General features: G+C 47.2%; 13 protein-coding genes and 2 pseudogenes. 9 read left to right on the plus strand and 6 right to left on the minus strand.

Going from position 1 to position 18768, the window contains the following annotated elements; all coding sequences use genetic code 11:
- The first annotated feature begins 163 nt into the window (after nt 1–163).
- Nucleotides 164–2440 (plus strand): ATP-binding protein, encoded by a 2277-nt coding sequence (locus ACEW9I_RS19925; RefSeq protein ID WP_373542075.1) that lies wholly within the window; start codon nt 164–166, stop codon nt 2438–2440.
- Between the two features lie 237 nt (nt 2441–2677).
- Entirely contained in the window at nt 2678–4840 is a 2163-nt protein-coding gene (locus ACEW9I_RS19930; RefSeq protein WP_373542076.1) for a response regulator, read from the plus strand.
- A 170-nt stretch (nt 4841–5010) separates the two neighbouring features.
- On the opposite strand, the gene ACEW9I_RS19935 is transcribed toward ACEW9I_RS19930, so the two are convergent.
- Both ACEW9I_RS19935 and trpD read right to left on the minus strand, forming a co-directional pair.
- Nucleotides 5011–6384, minus strand: a complete 1374-nt coding sequence (locus ACEW9I_RS19935; protein WP_373542077.1) for an MFS transporter — start codon at nt 6382–6384, stop codon at nt 5011–5013.
- Between the two features lie 267 nt (nt 6385–6651).
- Complete coding sequence (gene trpD, locus ACEW9I_RS19940) at nt 6652–7692, minus strand: anthranilate phosphoribosyltransferase (RefSeq protein ID WP_373542078.1); 1041 nt, start codon at nt 7690–7692, stop codon at nt 6652–6654.
- Nucleotides 7693–7780: 88 nt separating this feature from the next.
- Between trpD and ACEW9I_RS19945 the strand changes: the two genes are divergently transcribed.
- From ACEW9I_RS19945 to ACEW9I_RS19955, 3 genes are all read left to right on the plus strand, one after another.
- Complete coding sequence (locus ACEW9I_RS19945; RefSeq protein WP_373542079.1) at nt 7781–8344, plus strand: Uma2 family endonuclease; 564 nt, start codon at nt 7781–7783, stop codon at nt 8342–8344.
- A 229-nt stretch (nt 8345–8573) separates the two neighbouring features.
- Entirely contained in the window at nt 8574–10004 is a 1431-nt protein-coding gene (locus ACEW9I_RS19950; protein WP_373542080.1) for a circularly permuted type 2 ATP-grasp protein, read from the plus strand.
- A gap of 70 nt (nt 10005–10074) precedes the next feature.
- Nucleotides 10075–10680 (plus strand): Uma2 family endonuclease, encoded by a 606-nt coding sequence (locus ACEW9I_RS19955; RefSeq protein WP_373542081.1) that lies wholly within the window; start codon nt 10075–10077, stop codon nt 10678–10680.
- 101 nt (nt 10681–10781) lie between these two features.
- Here ACEW9I_RS19955 and ACEW9I_RS19960 read toward each other — a convergent pair.
- A pseudogene (locus tag ACEW9I_RS19960) lies at nt 10782–11249 on the minus strand (N-acetyltransferase family protein).
- Nucleotides 11250–11425: 176 nt separating this feature from the next.
- Here ACEW9I_RS19960 and ACEW9I_RS19965 point away from each other — a divergent pair.
- Both ACEW9I_RS19965 and ACEW9I_RS19970 read left to right on the plus strand, forming a co-directional pair.
- Nucleotides 11426–12382 carry an alpha-E domain-containing protein gene (locus tag ACEW9I_RS19965; RefSeq protein ID WP_373542082.1) on the plus strand — a complete coding sequence of 319 codons (957 nt, stop codon included), beginning with the start codon at nt 11426–11428 and terminating at the stop codon, nt 12380–12382.
- Nucleotides 12379–13236, plus strand: a complete 858-nt coding sequence (locus ACEW9I_RS19970; protein WP_373542083.1) for a transglutaminase N-terminal domain-containing protein — start codon at nt 12379–12381, stop codon at nt 13234–13236. The genes ACEW9I_RS19965 and ACEW9I_RS19970 overlap by 4 nt, the downstream gene beginning before the upstream one ends.
- Here ACEW9I_RS19970 and ACEW9I_RS19975 read toward each other — a convergent pair.
- Nucleotides 13216–13995 (minus strand): peptidase, encoded by a 780-nt coding sequence (locus ACEW9I_RS19975; protein WP_373542084.1) that lies wholly within the window; start codon nt 13993–13995, stop codon nt 13216–13218. The genes ACEW9I_RS19970 and ACEW9I_RS19975 overlap by 21 nt on opposite strands.
- A 257-nt stretch (nt 13996–14252) precedes the next feature.
- On the opposite strand from ACEW9I_RS19975, the pseudogene ACEW9I_RS19980 reads away from it, so the two are divergent.
- Nucleotides 14253–15496: pseudogene (locus tag ACEW9I_RS19980) on the plus strand (dicarboxylate/amino acid:cation symporter).
- A gap of 130 nt (nt 15497–15626) precedes the next feature.
- Nucleotides 15627–16556 carry a bestrophin family protein gene (locus ACEW9I_RS19985; protein ID WP_373542085.1) on the plus strand — a complete coding sequence of 310 codons (930 nt, stop codon included), beginning with the start codon at nt 15627–15629 and terminating at the stop codon, nt 16554–16556.
- Between the two features lie 145 nt (nt 16557–16701).
- Here ACEW9I_RS19985 and ACEW9I_RS19990 read toward each other — a convergent pair whose 3' ends face one another.
- Together ACEW9I_RS19990 and ACEW9I_RS19995 are read right to left on the minus strand one after the other, a co-directional pair.
- Nucleotides 16702–17349, minus strand: a complete 648-nt coding sequence (locus ACEW9I_RS19990; protein ID WP_373542086.1) for a hypothetical protein — start codon at nt 17347–17349, stop codon at nt 16702–16704.
- Nucleotides 17350–17461: 112 nt separating this feature from the next.
- Nucleotides 17462–18499, minus strand: a complete 1038-nt coding sequence (locus ACEW9I_RS19995) for a chemotaxis protein CheB (RefSeq protein ID WP_373542087.1) — start codon at nt 18497–18499, stop codon at nt 17462–17464.
- Nucleotides 18500–18768 lie beyond the last annotated feature (269 nt).

Genomic DNA, 18768 nt, shown 5'->3' on the forward strand with positions numbered 1-18768 from the left:
ACCGCTAATTATCAACAAGCAGAGCTTATTGATAATAATTTATGAAACACTTAGTTTTTGAGGATTGGTAGTGATTGGCTCAAACACAGTCAGGTAATTGATTTGATGATGAGGCTAGCCTCATCGAACTCAGGTTATTAGGGCTAGAACGATTGATTTAATCATGATCGGCACTAATTCTGGGACACTAGGTTCTCATCTCACCAACTTAAAACAACCGTCAATTAATACATTGACAAAGGTTCAATCTCACGGTGTGTTGCTAGTCTTGCAAGAGCCGGATTTAACTGTTTTGCAAGTGAGCGATAATACGGTGGCAATATTTGGGATCGCCCCAAATCGGATGCTCGGACAGCCACTGGAGCAGATCTTAGATGCTTTTCAGGTCGAGAAATTTCGAGTGGATTTACAAGACAAAAACTTCGATCGCAGCAATTACAGTAAGGTATGGGTACTGAAGTCTACAGATAATTACAGTATATTTGATGCTGTGTTCCATCGCAGTCCCGACGGCGCGCTCATTCTAGAATTGGAACCAACCCAGAAAGACGAGCATATTCCCTTTCTGAGTTTTTATCATTTAGCAAAAACATCGATTCTTCAGGGGCGAGACTATACCAACGATCGATTGACTGCCAATTTAACCGCCTTTGGGCGAAGTGTGGTGGCACAAGTGCGGGAGATGACGGGATTCGATCGCGTGCTGCTCTACAAGTTCGATGATGATGGACATGGCGAAGTCCTCGCAGAGGCGAAAGTTGACCAGATGGAATCTTACTTGGGCTTACATTTCCCCGAGTCAGATATTCCCCTCCCAGCGCGGCAGATGTTTCTCGCCAACCAGATCAGGGTGATTCCCGATACTCGCGAACAGTCGGTGGAAATGCTGCCAGCTAAACATCCGCTGACGGGTGTACCGACAGATCTGACGCTGGCAAATCTCCGCAGTGCGGTACCCTGTCATACCGAGTACCTGCACAATATGGGTGTGAAAGCATCTTTGACGATTTCGCTCATCAAAGATGGCTACCTGTGGGGGATTATTGCTTGTCATCATCAGACACCCAAGCCAGTATCTTATGAATTGCGGAAAGCTTGCGAATTGCTGGGACAGGTGATTTTTGCCGAGATTTCGACGATCGAAAATATCGTAGACTCCAGCTATCGATCGAAATTAGCACACGATCGCTCGGTCGCAGTCGATCGCATGTCCCAAGCTGCTAGTTTTATTGATGGTTTAATGGGCTACGAGCCAAATTTATTAGATCTATTTAATGCTGAGGGCGCAGCCGTCTATTTTGGCGGCGAATGGACGACAATCGGACAAACTCCTTCCTCCACGCAACTCGATTATTTGGTGAAATGGTTGAGTACCAATGTCCAAGATGAAGTATTCTCGACTGACTCGCTCTCCTCACTCGATCCTGACGCCGAGCGGTGCAAAGATGTTGCCAGTGGATTGCTGGCGATTTCCCTATCGCCGCAGAGTTATATCTTGTGCTTCCGTCCTGAAGTCCTGCGCGCGGTGAATTGGGGCGGCGATCCGCATCATCCATTCCAAGTAGTCGAAACTGCTGGCGATCTGTCTTTGTATCCCCGCAAATCTTTCCAATTGTGGAAAGAAACAGTCCGGCTGCATTCTCTGCTCTGGAAAACTGTCGAAATTGAATCAGCGGTAGAACTGCGTAGCGCAATTGTCAAGATCGTCCTGCGTAAAGCTGAAGAATTGGCTCTCCTCGCCACCGATTTAGTCCGCTCGAACGACGAACTCAAAAAGTTTGCCTATGTCGCCTCTCACGATCTCCAAGAACCCCTGCATCAGGTAGCTAGTTATGTCCAACTCCTAGAAACTCGCTACAGCAAGGAACTCGATCGAGATGCCAAAGAGTTCATCGGCTTGGCAGTCGAGGGCGTCAACTTGATGCAGACCCTCATTGATGATGTACTCGTTTATTCCAAATTAGATCGACAGGGGATTAAATGGGAACCAACCGATGTCGGTATCGCCTTAAATCGCGGTCTGAGCCACTTACGCGGACAAATCAACCAAATGGGGGCGATCGTCACATCCGACCCGATGCCGACGATTGTAGCTGACAGTACGCAGTTGAGCCAGCTCTTCCAAAACCTGATTGGAAATGCAATTAAATTTAGCCAACCGGATACAGTCCCCCAAGTGCATGTTTCCGCTCTCCAACGGGAAAACGATTGGTTATTTGCCGTTCGCGCTGATGGGATTGGCATCGATCCCAAGTTCTTCGATCGGATCTTTGTGATTTTCCAACGTTTACATACCCGCGATGAATACCCAGGCACAGGCATCGGGTTGACCCTGTGCAAAAAAATTGTCGAGTGCCATCATGGTAAAATTTGGGTAGATTCAGCACTCGGACAAGGAGCTACTTTTTCATTTACAATCCCGTTTAAGAATGCGCTCTAATTAGTCGTTGTTGCCGCCAAGTCGGACGCTACGATCCACAAAGCTGCATAGTCGCGATCGAAATATACAAGTCTACTGGAATCGCGGCGGAGATCGACCCACCCCACCCTACGGGTAGATCTCCGCATCGACTAAATAAACAGACTTACAGATCGCACATAAAGGGGAGGGAAGCTCGATCCTTCACCTGGATAAGGGGAAATAAATCGACCCAAACCATACATAAAGGATAAATAAATGCCTGGTAATTCACCAAGAATTTCTGCGGAAAAAGCTACGCCAACAACATTTGTGCCTAAAGGTGCAACACTTGAATACCCGAATATTCAAGTGTTGCTAATTGAGGATAATTTAGCTGAAGCGCGATTATTTAAAGAAATTCTTCGAGATGCTTGGGCGACTGAGTTCGGTTTAGTTCATTTCCAGCGGTTGGGGGAAGCAATTATCGGGCTTAATTACACTCGATTTGATATCGCGCTCCTCGATTTGACACTGCCGGATAGTGATGGGTTGGAATCTCTAGACGCACTGATCCACCATGCTCCTAGTTTACCGATCGTGGTGTTAACCAATACCAATGATGATGAATTAGCCCTAGAAGCAGTGCGACATGGTGCTCAGGATTATTTAGTCAAACGGCAAGTGACGATCGATGTATTGGTACGCTCGATCCGCTATGCGATCGAGCGCAAAGCCTCAGCCGAAGCCCTCCGCGACATCAATGAAACCCTCGAATTGCGGGTAGAAGAACGCACCGCCGCCGTCGAAGCGATTAATGAATCACTCAGTCAGGAAATCGAGGCGCGCGAAAATATCCAAAACCGCTTGGAACTAGCCCAACAGGCGGGTAAACTCGGTACATTTGAATGGGATGTTCAAACAGATAGCGTCACTTGGTCGATCGAATTGGAAACCCTCTATGGGGTAGCACCAGGGAGTTTTGGCAACACCAATGCCAACTGGCTAGCAACTATTCATCCTGAAGATCGCCTGAAGATCCGCGCAGAATTAAATCGATGGCGAACCATCGCCTTTGGCGATGGTTCGCCAAATAATTCCCTCGATGCTAGTAACATACCGGATCGAGAACCACTACAACTCCAACAGGGATTAGATTTAGAATTTAGAATCGCCGATCTGGATCGAAATATTCACTGGATCGCTGTCAAAAGTAGTATCTTTCTCGATCGAGATGGTCATCCGACGCGCACCATCGGCATCCACATGGATATTACCGAAAAAAAACAACTCGAAGCGCAGTTCTTTAGAGCGCAACGCCTAGAAAGTCTCGGCACCCTAGCAAGTGGGATCGCCCATGACTTAAATAACGTCCTCACACCGATTTTATCAGTCGCGCAACTATTGCCACTGCGATTGACAGATCTCGACGATCGCACCCAAAATCTGCTGACAATCCTCGAATCTAGTGCCCGCAGAGGTGCGGATCTCATCAAACAAATTCTCTCCTTTGCCCAAGGCATCGAAGGCAAACACGTCTCCATCCAACCCGCTCATCTCCTCCTCGATATTCAAAAAATCGTCGAGCAAACCCTACCCAAATCGATCGAGATCGAGCGAGATATTGCTGCCGATCTAGCGACAGTATCGGGCGATATGACTCAACTCCATCAGGTACTGATGAATCTGTGTATCAATGCCCGCGACGCCATGCCCCAAGGTGGTACTCTCAAGATCCAAGCGACAAATCGCTCGATCGACGACACCTTTGTCCGCACTCATCTCACTGCTAAAGTGGGAAATTACGTCGAGATTACTGTTACCGATACCGGAACGGGAATTGCGCCCCAACTGCTCGATCGGATTTTCGATCCATTCTTTACTACCAAAGAGGTTGGCGCAGGAACGGGATTAGGTTTATCAGCCGTAATCGGCATTATCAAGAGTCATGGTGGCTTTTTGGATGTCCAAAGTCAAGTAGGCGAGGGTACCCAATTTCAGATTTATTTACCCGCCAGCGATGCTCCAGATCGGCCCCATCAGCACGAGCCAGAACTACCTTCCGGTCAGCAACAGCTCATTTTGGTGGTAGATGATGAACTCGCCATTTCCGAGTTAATTAAAACCACTCTAGAGACATACAATTATCGAGTCCTAACTGCCAATAATGGTGCCGAAGCGATCGCGACCTACAACCAGCATCGTGAGATCGCTAGTGTCCTGATCGATATGATGATGCCAGTCATGGACGGACTCACCACCGTCACCGCCCTCCACCAGCTCAACCCCAATTTACCTGTAGTAGCCATGAGTGGACTCAGTTCGGCAGAATCTGTCGCTCGGGCAAAACGCCTTGGGTGCCAATACTTCCTCGCCAAACCTTATACTAATGTGGATTTATTGCAAATCATCTCTGACTCCACGCGATCGATCGTTGATTAAATACTTGGGTACCTGTGTCGAAGTAGATATCTAGGGTAGTGAGTGAATGGCGATTCGCGATACGTAGGGTTCCCCGAGGGTTTAGCGACCCAAATCACGCGGAGCTTCCCTCCGCATGTGTTTGGGTCAAGACAGCGAATCAAGACAGTGAATGGTGGATCGCGGGTTGTCTATTTCTCCCGCACCAAAATCAGCGGCAACAACGCCACCAACCGCAACACCCCAGACAAAGCAAATAACCCCAGCAAACCACCAGATCCGAACTCAATCCAAAAACCCCCCATCACAGTACCCACCGCCCCACTGACCCCAGCGCACGCCGCAGCCATCCCAAAATAAGTAGACTGATGCTGACTGGGTGCCAGCTCCAATTGGAGATTGTTGGAACATAGATCGATCGCCGCAGATGTGCCCCCCGCAATGACATGGAGCAATGGTAGCCAGATCCAGATCGATCCTGAATTATTGCCAGTTACCAGCCACAAGATCGGGAACACTGCAAAAATGATGCCTACGCCCAGCAGGATCGCCCGATTGCCAATCCGATCGGCCAACCGACCCCAATACAGCAACAGCAACAGATTTGCACCAGCAGATAAGCTATTGTAGATACTCACCTGACTGATATTGAGATTTAATTCATCGAGCAGATAGACATTGAAAAATGGCGCACTGAGATTGACTGAAAATGTCCATAGTGTGAAGTAAAGTAGGAATTTGAGAAAGTTGGGATCTTGCCAAAAATCGATCGACTGGGCAGTCTGAGGAAGAGACTTTGACATCGTTGGTGGACTCTCACAGCGTTGTCCCGTCTGGGGATTGATATCCACCATGAAATTCTGAAACCACAAGCTGACTATGCCCGCACCAATCCCCAGCATCAGTACCACACCATAACCCTCGATCTCACCACCCCGCCATTGCGAGATCGCCAATCCCATCAGGGGTACCGAAATCAGATTAGTCAGATTTGCCGCACTATTGCGCTGCCCAAAGTACCGTCCTCGGAGCGGACGGGGTACCAATACCGCCAGCCAGCTCAACCACGGCGCACTACCCAACGCACCCAGAAAGTAGCTACCTGTTGTCACTCCTAAAGCACAGACAATCAAGAACTCTGGCGCATCATGGCTCCTCCCCACCTGAAAAATCGCGATCGCCAAAACTACCCATAGCGATCGCGAGATCCCATACACCCACAGACAATAATTGTGTCGGCTCGTCGTCTGCTCAGAAAAATAAGCCCCCATCGGTTGCATCAGATTTGCCAGCATGGGAATGGATGCTAATAAACCAATTTCGGTGGAACTAGCACCGAGTTCTAGCAAAAAATTTGTCAGCAGGACGCCACCTGTGATGTTTGAGAAGACAGCCGCAAATACGCCATCGATGGTTGAAGCTTGCAGACTAGTCCGCACTTCGTCTTTAGTCCCCACCAACTGGCGAGATTGTGGTTTGACTGATGCCAGATTGGGCGCGATCTCGGTTACCGCTAGTTCTGATAAATCGGCGGTGGCGATCGCGTCTACAGATTCAAAGTTCACAGGCAAGTACCTCGTGGAGAGCGGGAGCTACCCACAGCTTGGCATAATTTCGCTGCTAATTGTGACTACCATCTGGGGGTACCCAAACAGCTCCAATCTGACTAATATTTAGTCCAAGTTGCTACTCGATCGAATACCGATGATTGAAACCACCCTGCGGAGGTTTCCGCCGCTGAGAAGTGCGACAAGACAACCACTTTGAGTATCTGTAGCAACTGAGGTCAATATTGAGTAACCGAGCTGGGCTTAACCATAGCGTAAATGCGTTTAGTTATTTGTGCCCAAAAACTCGACCAATGCTCGTAACTTATCCCAAGCCACACCACTGCGTAATACTGTTTGGGCGATCGCGATCGCCCGCTGATGTTCGCCCAGCGGTACTACACCACCTACTTGCAGAGCCAGTGCGGTATTGAGTGCCACCACATCTTGCTGTGCCTCAGTTCCCTTTCCCTGCAAAATCGCGGTCAGAATCGCGGCGTTTTCAGTGACATCACCACCTTTGAGAGCACCAATCGGTGCAGGTTTGAGTCCCAGGGCGATCGGATCGATACTCGTGAGTTTTACCTGCCCATTGGTGAGAATTGCCAAATCGGTCAGATCGCCCAAGCCTGCCTCATCAAGACGTTCGCGCCCATGTAAAACGATCGCTTGCCCAGTACCCAAGATCCCAGCGGCGGCGGCGATCGTTTCGAGTAAATGGGATGAAAATACACCAATAATTTGTCCCGTCGGACGCAGGGGATTGACAAGGGGGCCGATCAGATTGAATACTGTCCGAATCTTCAATTCTTGCCGCAAGGGTACCACCGCCTTCATCGCCGGATGCCAACCAGCGGCAAACAGAAAAGTAATCCCCACCGTATCTAAAGCCGCCGTCACCCGATCGGCTGGAGCCGTCAAATGTACGCCCAGAGCCTCCAATACGTCCGCAGAACCGACGCGACTCGATGCCGATCTACTCCCGTGTTTGGCTACTTTTAGCCCTGCTGCTGCGGCAACAAACGCCACTGCGGTGGAAATATTGAAAGTCGCTGCCCCATCACCCCCAGTGCCACAAGTATCGATGACTGGAGCGGAATACGCGATCGCGGGAGATTGCAATACTTGCGCCATCCCAGCTAGTTCGGGAGCAGTAATCTGCTTGGCTTCGATCGCGGCTAAAATCGCCCCAGACAGGACAGGGGGAATCTCACCGCGCAACCAGCCCTGCATCAACATCGTGGCTTGTTGTTGACTCAGAGATTGGCGATCGAGTAGTTGTTGGAGTAGCAGCGACCAAGTTGCGGGTTCGACGGGGATGCTCATGGGAAGTGTAGGATCTATTCAGTCTTGAATCTTATCATCTCGATCGGATGGATTATCATAGAACTTGTAGATCGAGCAACAGCCTGACATGGTACAAACTCCTTCAAAACTGTTAACGTTGGGCGAGTTTCTGAAGTTGCCAGCAACGGAACCTGCTAGTGAGTATATCGATGGGCGGATCGTTCAAAAACCCATGCCACAAGGAAAGCACAGCTGTATTCAGACAGAGATGTCTACAATTATCAATGCCAACTTGAGAGCGAAGCAAATCGCCAGAGCATTTTCAGAATTGCGCTGTAGCTTTGGTGACAGATCGACAATCCCAGATATTGCTGTCTTCACTTGGGCGAGAATTGCCCGCGATGAAAATGGGGAAATTGCCAATATATTTCAATCTGCACCTGATTGGACGATCGAAATCTTATCACCGGAACAGAGTCAAACTAAAGTCACCAAGAATATTCTACATTGCCTAAATAACGGTACGGAGATGGGTTGGTTAATCGATCCTGATGAGAAAACTATCTTTGTTTCTCAGCCCCAGCAGCAGACATTAGTTTTTGACTTACCACAGCAGCAAGTCTCAGTTCCAGCATTTGCCAATGAGTTGCAGCTAACAGTGGCAGAAATTTTCAATTGGTTATTGGACTAGTTTTTCGATTGTACTCCCTTCTCAAGGTTCAATTAAATATCTGGTGAATAGTGGATCGTCTATTCTTGGGTGTGAAGATAACAAGTAAGGTCGATCGCTCTCTCGCACACGGTTTAAGCTGTAATATCGGTCAATTCGATCGCGCTAGATGGTATAGCAATATACAGTTATTCGGCTCGAAAAAGTTCATCGTATAAAAAATAGCAGTAGAATTTGCTCATCTGATGATATGGAACTAGACAGTTATCAACCTGGTGAATTCTACGATGAATTGTTTTTGCCTGATGGTAAGCCGCGAGCGATCGCCGCTACCCTAATTGAGAAAATTAGCAGCCTCTCTTTGGCAGAGTTACAGCAGCACCAACAGTTGGCCCAAAGTACTTTGTTGAGAATGGGCGTGACTTTCAACGTCTATAGTGACGATCGCGGTACTGAAAAAATTCTCCCATTTGATATCATTCCCCGCACGATTGGCGAACGCGAATGGACGCAGTTGGAACAGGGTTTAAAGCAGCGTACCCATGCCCTCAATCTATTTTTGAGCGATATTTATGGCGCGCAAAAGATCGTCGCTGATGGCATTATTCCACAGCAACTGATTGAGTCGGCGAGTGGATTTCTCAAGCCATGTATGGGACTAACACCACCACAGGGGATCTGGTGTCATATCACTGGTACCGATCTGATCCGCGATCGCGATGGGAGCTGGTATGTACTCGAAGACAATCTCCGCTGTCCGTCTGGCGTTTCCTATGTCCTCGAAAATCGGCGAGTGATGAAGTCTACATTTCCGCGACTCTTTGAGAAGATGCAGATCCTCCCAGTCGAAGACTACGCGAGTCGATTGCTGGAAACATTGATGTATCTGGCTCCAGCAGCGATCCTCGACCCGACGGTAGTGGTACTGACTCCAGGGATCTATAATTCAGCCTACTTCGAGCACTCCTTTTTGGCACAGCAAATGGGCGTGCAATTGGTGGAGGCGCGGGATCTGACGATCGAGAATGGTTTCCTCCAAATGCGGACTACCAAAGGATTGCAGCAAGTCGATGTCGTCTATCGCCGGATCGATGATGACTTTATCGATCCGCTGACATTTCGGGCTGATTCTACCCTGGGAGTGCCAGGATTGATGGATGTGTATCGCGCTGGGCGCGTCGCGATCGCCAATGCTCCAGGTACAGGTGTCGCCGATGATAAAGTAGTCTATGCTTATCTACCCGCGATCGTCAAATACTATCTCGGCGAAGAGCAACTCATCCCCAATGTGCCTACCTATGAATGTTGGGACGATACCCAGCGTCAATATGTCCTCGAAAATCTCGATAAACTAGTCGTCAAAGCCGCAGGCGAATCCGGCGGCTACGGGATGCTAATCGGTACCCGCTCCACCCCTGAAGAACGCAGCGAATTTGCCACCAAAATCATCGCCAATCCCCGCAACTATATCGCTCAACCAACTCTAAATCTATCGCGAGTACCGACGTTACTTCCAGATGGAATTGATGGGAGACATGTCGATTTACGTCCCTATATTCTCAATGGTAAGGATATCTATATCAATCCTGGTGGCTTGACACGAGTTGCTTTAAAGAAAGATTCATTAGTTGTCAACTCTTCCCAAGGCGGTGGTACCAAAGATACCTGGGTAGTAAAATAGAGTCAGAAAGTGAGAGGCGACGCATACCGATAAGCTCGTCATCAGCAGATTAGCAAACAAGAAGATAAAAATGCTATTAACAGAGTCTAAAACAATTAGCTTTGATGATTTTATTATCTGGTTACCGGAGCGATCTGCATTCCGCTATGAACTCAGAGATGGAGAAATTCTGGAGATGCCCAAGCCGCGCGGCAAACATTCAGAAATAGCTGGATTGATTTCTGGTAAATTATATTTAGAAACTACCAGACTGGATTTACCATATCTGATTCCGCGAGAATCGATCGTCAAATCGATCGATGGTAAATCTGGATATAAACCAGATGTCATCGTCTTGGATCGAGATTTACTCGCTCAAGAATCCCGGTGGGAAACTGAATCAATTATCATGCAAGGTAGTTCGGTAAAACTGGCAATTGAAGTAGTGTCAACTAATTGGCAGGATGATTATGCAGTCAAACAAATCGCTTATCAAGCACTGGGTATTCAGGAATATTGGATTGTTGATTATTTAGGATTGGGTGGACGAAACTTTATCGGTTATCCAAAGCAGCCGACTATTTCGATTTATTACTTAGTTGATGGTGAATACGATCTCCATCAATTTAGAAAGAGTGAACTAATTCGATCGCCAACATTCCCCGATCTCGAACTATCGATCGACTCATTTGGATAAAAAAGTCGAGTGATATCTAGATTTTAGTTGTGAGCGATACAATGTGTAGATCGAGTATCTGTAATTTGGGCTTAATTCTTCAATCCAACGATCTTAACTAGCTACGGTATCCACTTCCAAAAACATCGATCGCCATGTCGCTCGGTAATCTCTGCCCCTAAACGATGATAAAAACTGATTCCACGTATATTTCGAGCATCAGCATTCCACGCCAGATGGCTACAGTCATTTTACTTGGCGATTGTGGCTAGGCGATCCATTAACATAGCACCAGCTCCGTTACTTCTCATTTCTACATCTACATATAAATCATCAAGCCAGATACTTGGCTGACAGACAAATGACGAATATCTGAATTCATAGAGTGCAAAGCCAACTTCGATATCGACTGCTTCTGCAAACAAAACATACGCAAACGGAATTGTTCCAAACAGTGTTTTACTTAATTTTTCTTCAGACACACACAATACACCAGAGAAGGCACCAATGTCTCGATCGAATTCAGATTTCTTGTGAATGAAGGAGGCAATTAAAGATACATCGTTAGGAGTAGCAACTCTGACTTTCATAGAGCGATAAAAAATTAATTTAAATATTATACATTCAAGTATTGCGAGTGAATCTGTAGGTTGGGTTGAAGAATGAAACCCAACGATCCTAACCAAATATCTGTGAGTGTTGGGTTTCGCTATCGCTCTACCCAACCTACATCTACTCTCTACCCTCTCCCTCTACCCTCTACCCCATGCTAAGTCGCGTTGCTAACTCTATTTACTGGCTCAATCGCTATATCGAACGCGCCGAAAATATCGCTCGATTTGTCGATGTCAACCTCAACTTATTGCTCGATAGTGTAGTGGTAGACGATCGCCAGTGGGAACCGATCGTGATTACCACTGGCGATTTAGACATTTTTCGCAGTCGTTATGGAGCGGCTACGGCACAGAATGTCATCCAGTTTCTGACTTTTGATGAGAAGTATCCCAATTCGATTTTGTCTTGTCTTCAGTCTGCACGCAACAATGCGCGATCGGTGCGGGAGATTATTTCATCAGAGACATGGGAACAGGTAAATAGCTTTTACTTTATGGTAAAAGAGGCCGCCGAAGCCGAGATTCAACCAGATTTACCAGCGTTTTTTGCAGATGTAAAGATGGCGAGTCACCAATTTGCCGGAGTCATGGACGCCACGATGTCTCACAATGAAGCGTGGCATTTTGGACAGATTGGGCGATCGCTCGAACGGGCAGATAAAACCGCGCGAATTTTGGATGTCAAATATTTTATCATCCTTCCCAATGGTGTCGGCTCGGCATTGGATGAATTGCAATGGATCGCCCTTTTGAAATCTACCAGTGCCTATGAAATGTATCGCAAAACTTACCGTCGGATTAGTCCTTCAGATATCGCCCGTTTTTTGATCTTCGATCGCCAGTTTCCCAGATCGATCCAGTACTGTTTGTACTCTGCGGAAAAATGCTTACGGTTGATTAGTGGCAATCAGATGGAGGTGTGGTGCAATCCAGCAGAACACCAACTTGGTAAATTGCGATCTGAATTAGATTTCCTCTCAATCGAAGAAGTGATCCAATCGGGATTGCATCAGTTTCTCGATGAAACCCAAAGTCGGCTCAATAGCGTTTCCCAGGAGATTAATGATACTTTTCTGACGACTGTTGTTCGTAGTGGCGGTGGGCGATGAGTGTCTACCAAATCGAACATGCGATCGATTACACCTACGATAAACCCGTCACCTTTGCGCCGCATCAGCTCCGATTGCGTCCGCGCTCCAATCTCCATCAATCAGTAACCAAATTTGCCCTGACGATCTCGCCTACCCCCCAGAAACTAGTCGAAGCTGTCGATCTCGATGGCAATGACTCGATCGTCGCCTGGTTTGACAACAATCCGACTCCTCAGCTCCAAATCCAGATCCAAGCTACTGTCACCACCCACCTTGTCGATCCATTTAACTACCTCCTGGCACCGTGGGCGGCGAGTCTCCCACTGGACTATCCGCTGTCGATGTCTAGTCAATTGCAACCATATCTAGCTGGCTATCTGGCGCGATCGATCGACCCCATCGCCGCCGAAATCGCTGCCGAAATCTGGACGACTGTCGATGGCAATACCCTCGCCTTCCTCACCCAACTCAATCAGCGCATCTATCATAATTGTACTTACTCCCTGCGCCAGACTGGAGCCGCACTCCCCCCCAGCAGCGTCTGGAAAAACCGCTCTGGCTCCTGCCGCGATTTGGCGACTTTATTTATCGAAGTCTGTCGCGCCGTCGGATTGGCGGGGCGATTTGTCAGCGGCTATGAAGCTGGAGCCGAAACTGACGACAGACACCTTCATGCTTGGGCAGAGATCTATCTCCCTGGAGCGGGCTGGCGGGGCTACGATCCCACTCATGGGCTAGTTGTCGCAGACGGACACATTGCGATCGCTTCCTCCCCCTTCCCCGCCCATACTACCCCCGTAGAGGGGACATTACGCACGATCGGGATGGTCGCAGCCGCGATGAGCTATCGACTACTGATCCAGAAAGCCTAACGGTTCCGTCCGATCCGCTGCTGGGTTTTTGCGCTCCCAATCGATCGAGGGCATCCGCTCGAACGCAGTTTTGAGGCAGGATTCCCACTCACTCCGCACTTGCAATAGGTAAGGATCGCCGCGATGAAAGGTAAGCTGGTGCCGGATCTCGAAACTATCCGCCCGATACATCACCAGATCGATCGGTGGGCCGACAGAGACGTTGGATTTCATCGTCGAATCAAAGGATAACAGGGCACATTTAGCTGCATCTTCGATGCTAGTCCTAAAAGTCAATGTGCGATCTAAAATCGGTCTACCATATTTAATCTCGCCAATCTGGAGAAATGGTGTTTCGGGCATCGCTTTGATAAAATTGCCCTGACGGTAGAGCATGTACAACTCCGTCGCCTGTCCGCGTACTTGCCCACCAACTAAGATATTACAACCAGCATCGATCCGATCTTTTTCCAGCCAGTCCCGTTCCCGCGCTTGGATCTGGCGTAACTTTTCCCCGACATAACAAGCAATATCATACATACTGCGATGCGAGTGCAAATGCTCTACATCCAAAGATGCCAAATCTTGTTCCAAACTAAGGATGACGGATTGGGTAATCGATAAATTCCCTGAAGTACAGAGGATAATCGTCCGATCTCCTGGTACCGAAAAGTCAAACATTTTCCGATAGGTAGAAATATAGTCAACTCCCGCATTGGTTCGAGAATCCGCTGCCATTACCAATCCTTGAGCCGAAATAATTCCCAAACAATAAGTCATAATTTAGCAGTCCCGTCTCAATGAATAGATCCGAGCCTGGATCGATCGACTAAAATCGTCACAGTTGTGCGATCGACAACACAAGCTAGATAATAGGTAAACTTAGTTCTGTTAATTATTGCCGCTAACTACCAGCTAATTACTGCCAGACAATACACAATCGGCTGGCTCTAACGCGCTCATCTAGTTAAATATCAGCGAGATCGTGACCTTCACGCAACAATTTCTCATCCCTAATTTAAATTGGTAGCTAAATCATGAGTAAAATTCCATTGTATTTACAGATTGTTGCCGCTTTAATTGTAGCAGTAATAGTTGGTGTGATTTTAGGGGCGGGAACCCCCATCTTACCCAAGGATGTTATCGAGCATTTAGCATTGCCGAGTACGCTCATTCTCAAGGCTCTTCGGACACTCGCAACTCCATTAATTTTTCTCGCTATTCTCCATACATTTTTGACAGCCGAGATTCCGAGTAATTCGGGGCGGAAGTTATCGATCCTGTTAATTACCAATACACTCGTAGCAATCGCGATCGGGTTAGGAGTTGCTAATGTGCTGCGTCCTGGTGATGGTGGGCAATCCCTAGCAACATCTTCGACGACTAATACCGCTGCCAAACAACTCGATCCCTGGGGGTTACTGGCTGATATGATTCCTGATTCAGTCATCAAACCATTAGTTGATAATAATGTAATTTCACTAATATTTGTCGCTCTAGCATTTGGGATCGTGCTCAGAGCAATTAAAACCGAGCAAGTGCATCGGGGACAAGATGACTATCGACCGATCGAGCAGGTAATTGGGATCTTATTTGATGCAGTAATTGGGATTTTACATTGGGTAATTGCCCTAGTACCGCTGGCTGTATTTGGGATTGTTGCTAAAACAATTGCTCTGCAAGTATTCGAGCCTTTTAAAGCATTAGGCTCATTTGTAGTGGCTGCGATCGTGGCTCTCTTGCTGCAAGCCGCTTACTATCTGATGAGAGTAAAGCTCGGCTCCTGGGTATCACCACTGCAATTTCTCAAAGGTGGTTCGGATGCCTTAATTACTGCTTTTTCGACAGCTTCTTCGACGGCAACTATGCCGATTACTTTTGCCGCATTGATTGAGAAGGTGGGTTTGCGGGAGTCTTCCGCTTCGCTGGGTGCATTGGTGGGGAGTAACTTCAATAATGACGGTACCGCTCTCTATGAGGCGATGTCAGCACTATTTATCTCTCAGGTATTGGGGCAAAATCTGACACTAGTGCAGCAGGTGATGGTGATGCTCACTTCGATTGTGGCATCTGTGGGTGCTGCGGGCTACCAGAGGCTGGGTTGGTGACGATGACGCTGGTATTTACCTCGGTGGGGTTGCCGACGGAGTACATTGCGATCCTGATTACGGTAGACTGGTTTCTCGATCGCTGTCGCACAGCGATCGATGTGATGGGTGATATGACTGTCAGTGCCATTGTCGATGGCAAACACCAAAAAACTCAATTGAGCCAATTGTGACAGATCCGATTGGATAATGTTGTTAACTAAAGATGGCGATAATGAGCGATATGATAGTGAATACCATAGTCGATGAGAACCACAGCTAATTTAATCATCAGCCAGTCACTATGCCCCAACTAAAGAAATTATGAACTTAGATCGAAAAAACTGGTTTAAAGCTGCCTTAAAAATTGACGGCTCGGTCATCCCGACTATTCTAAATCGAGTTTTATGGTGTGGGGCTTTTGGCTTATTTATATCGATTTTATCTTTTTATAAAATACCAGTTGCTGCCAAAGCTTGGGGTGGGATCGTGCCCAGCATTGTCTTGGGCTTATTGTTAGTATTTCGGACAAATACTGCCTATGAAAGATTTTGGGAAGGACGCAAAGCCTGGGGTAGCATCGTTAATCATACTCGTAATTTATCTCGACTGATTTGGGTAGCTATTGCTGAAATCGAACCGATTCATTTATATGAAAAAGAGCAAACCGTGAAATTATTAGTAGCATTTGCTATTGCTACTAAATTACATTTGAGATCGCAGCCTGTTGACGATCGCGTGGCAAAGCTTGTTTCGCAGCTCCAATTTTCCAAGCTCCAAATCATGAGCAATCCCCCTTTAGAAATTGCCTTCTGGATTAGTGATTTTCTGCAATCAAAACAGGAGCAAGGACAAATTAGTTTGTATCAAATGAATGAGTTACAAACAATCTTAAATAGCTTGGTCGATACCCTTGGTGCTTGCGAACGTATCCTCCGCACACCGATGCCACTGGCTTATGCAATTCATCTCAGACAGTTACTATTTATTTATTGCTTATTATTACCTTTTCAAGTTGTCGAAGAACTGAGCTGGTGGACGGCACCAGCGACAGCTTTAGTTAGCTTCACCCTATTTGGAATAGAAGCAATCGGCGTAGAAATTGAAAATCCCTTTGGTACCGATCCCAACGATCTCCCACTCGATGCAATTTGTGATACCATCCACCGCAATATCGACGATCTGATTAGCATCGAACCTCATTATCGTCGATCGGGTTTGTATGGTAATAATTTGGGCGAACAATTGAATTAGGTTTTAGGTTTGAGAATATCGTAGGGTGTGTTATCGCGAAGCGTAACGCACCTAAAAAAATAGCTCGATCGCGCAAATCTCATGATTCACATTGGTTCTGGTGCGTTACCCTGCGGGATAACACACCCTACAGTATTCTTACAAATCAAAGAGGACTGCTATATGAAGCTATTTCTTGCTGAATATTGAGACGAGCGATCGATTCTAGCTCACCAAAAAGTAAATCCGTAGCATAAAGCCTGTCGCGTTGTAGAAAGCTTTCCAAAACTCGAATGCGTCCGACTCGATACGCCTCATCCGCAACCCAACTATATTCACGGCGAATCGATCGCTGATAAACTTGATAACCGACTGGATCTGCACCGAGAATCGCTAAATCGGCATCTAAAAAAATACACAGATCGGGATCGTGAGGCTCGATCTGATGTCCTTGTGTTGCCATAATTAAGGTGTGGACTCGATCGCAAGTAGCGATCGACAGACCGATATCTGTCAGTAACTTTGAAGCTAATTTGGCACTTTGAGCTTCGTTGTCAGTATCTTGAGGAGCGTAAATAAAATCATGAAACCAAGCCGCTAAAGATACCGCTAACGGATCTTGAAATAAATCGCTAAATCGATCGAGCGTAGTTAGTAATTGATGAATATGAGTGAGATTATGATAATATCGGTCTGACTGAGTATAAGCAGTAACTAGTAGCTGTAAAGTGTGGTCTAATTTCACTCGATCGACAGGGCGATCGCGCCAACAATTCTGCCACTTTTGAGCCAATCGATCGAGATTATCCATCATTTAGATATTGATAATTTAACCGCCTAGAGGATATCTCAACAGGTTTTTTGATGTGGATCGTAGGTCTAAATCCCCATCCTAAAAACTTCGCTGTCAACTGTCAACTTTTTAATTAAGTTGCCCCAATCTTGGCAGCCAAAAAAGGTGCGATCTCCGCTAGGCTGAGAATATGCCCGATAGTGCCTGTCGCGATCGCGAGTTTGGACATCCCAAAGACCAGACAACTTTGCTCATCTTGAGCGATCGTCAGCCCTCCAGCAGCCGCCACAGCCTCAGTGCCAGCGACGCCATCAGTTCCCATCCCCGTCAGGAGGATACTCGCGCTAGACCGACCGTAGATCCGCGCCACAGAGCGAAACAGCGCATCGATCGACGGGCAAGTACCAGTAGAAGCGGTGAAGTTGCTGTAGATAAATTTACCCTGAGCATCAAATTCTAGATGCGCCCGTTCTGGTGCAAAATAAACGGTTTTGGGTGCGGGAGTTTCACCCATTTGGGCGACTTTGACATGGAGGTGAGAGTCTTCCTTGAGCCAACTAATCAACCCTGTCAAAAAGCCATCCCCAATATGTTGGGCGCAAATAATCGGGACGGGAAGATCTGGTGGTAGGGAGGTGATAATTTTGTGAATCGCTTGGGGGCCACCTGTCGATGCCCCGATCGCGATCGCCTGTAGACTACTAGTATCGTGACTGCTAGCAACAGCAGGCGATCGCAATTCTAAATTGTGAGATCTAGGCTTGACAGTTACCTGCGATAACATTTTGATTTTGGCAAGGAGCCGATCCTTAACCCGCTCGTACTCTTGATAGTCGCCACTAGTAGGCTTGGGGAAAATATCGACTGCACCTGCTTGGAGCAGTCCAAAGATATTTCTAGTATCATCTTCCTGCACGGAGTTACTAATCACCAAAATCGGTCGCGGAAAGCTTGCCATCACTTGTTTGGTAAGCTCCAAGCCATCGATCGGTGACATGTGTAAGTCGGTACAGATCACACTAGGATTGATTTGAGGAATCAGTTCTAGTGCTTCTCGACCATTGCGCGCTGTGCCGACTACTTCGACTTCTGGACTACTTCTCAACAGGCGTTGCAGCAATTCAAGTGCGATCGATGAATCTTCGACTAGGAGGACTTTGGTAGGCAACATGAGTAGGTATTAGGTGTTAGGGATTAAGGATTAGGGGTTAGGGATTAGGTGTTAGATCGAGAAAAAGGGGACGCGCTGCGTCCCTAAAGCCTAAAGCCTAAAGCCTAAAGCCTAAAGCCTAAAGCCTAAAGCTTAAAGCCTAAAGCCTAAAGCCTAAAGCCTAAAGCCTAAAGCCTAAAGCCTAAAGCCTAAAGCCTAAAGCCTAAAGCCTAAAGCCTAAAGCCTAAAGCCTAAAGCCTAAAGCCTAAAGCCTAAAGCCTAAAGCCTAA

This window comes from Chamaesiphon sp. (genome assembly GCF_041738855.1).
Taxonomy (GTDB): Bacteria; Cyanobacteriota; Cyanobacteriia; order Cyanobacteriales; family Chamaesiphonaceae; genus Chamaesiphon.

Coding starts and splice junctions, on each gene's coding strand:
- ACEW9I_RS19925 (WP_373542075.1), top strand. CDS start 164: ATGATCGGCACTAATTCTGGGACACTAGGTTCTCATCTCACCAACTTA.
- ACEW9I_RS19930 (WP_373542076.1), top strand. CDS start 2,678: ATGCCTGGTAATTCACCAAGAATTTCTGCGGAAAAAGCTACGCCAACA.
- trpD (WP_373542078.1), bottom strand. CDS start 7,692: ATGAGCATCCCCGTCGAACCCGCAACTTGGTCGCTGCTACTCCAACAA.
- ACEW9I_RS19945 (WP_373542079.1), top strand. CDS start 7,781: ATGGTACAAACTCCTTCAAAACTGTTAACGTTGGGCGAGTTTCTGAAG.
- ACEW9I_RS19950 (WP_373542080.1), top strand. CDS start 8,574: ATGGAACTAGACAGTTATCAACCTGGTGAATTCTACGATGAATTGTTT.
- ACEW9I_RS19955 (WP_373542081.1), top strand. CDS start 10,075: ATGCTATTAACAGAGTCTAAAACAATTAGCTTTGATGATTTTATTATC.
- ACEW9I_RS19965 (WP_373542082.1), top strand. CDS start 11,426: ATGCTAAGTCGCGTTGCTAACTCTATTTACTGGCTCAATCGCTATATC.
- ACEW9I_RS19970 (WP_373542083.1), top strand. CDS start 12,379: ATGAGTGTCTACCAAATCGAACATGCGATCGATTACACCTACGATAAA.
- ACEW9I_RS19975 (WP_373542084.1), bottom strand. CDS start 13,995: ATGACTTATTGTTTGGGAATTATTTCGGCTCAAGGATTGGTAATGGCA.
- ACEW9I_RS19985 (WP_373542085.1), top strand. CDS start 15,627: ATGAACTTAGATCGAAAAAACTGGTTTAAAGCTGCCTTAAAAATTGAC.
- ACEW9I_RS19990 (WP_373542086.1), bottom strand. CDS start 17,349: ATGATGGATAATCTCGATCGATTGGCTCAAAAGTGGCAGAATTGTTGG.
- ACEW9I_RS19995 (WP_373542087.1), bottom strand. CDS start 18,499: ATGTTGCCTACCAAAGTCCTCCTAGTCGAAGATTCATCGATCGCACTT.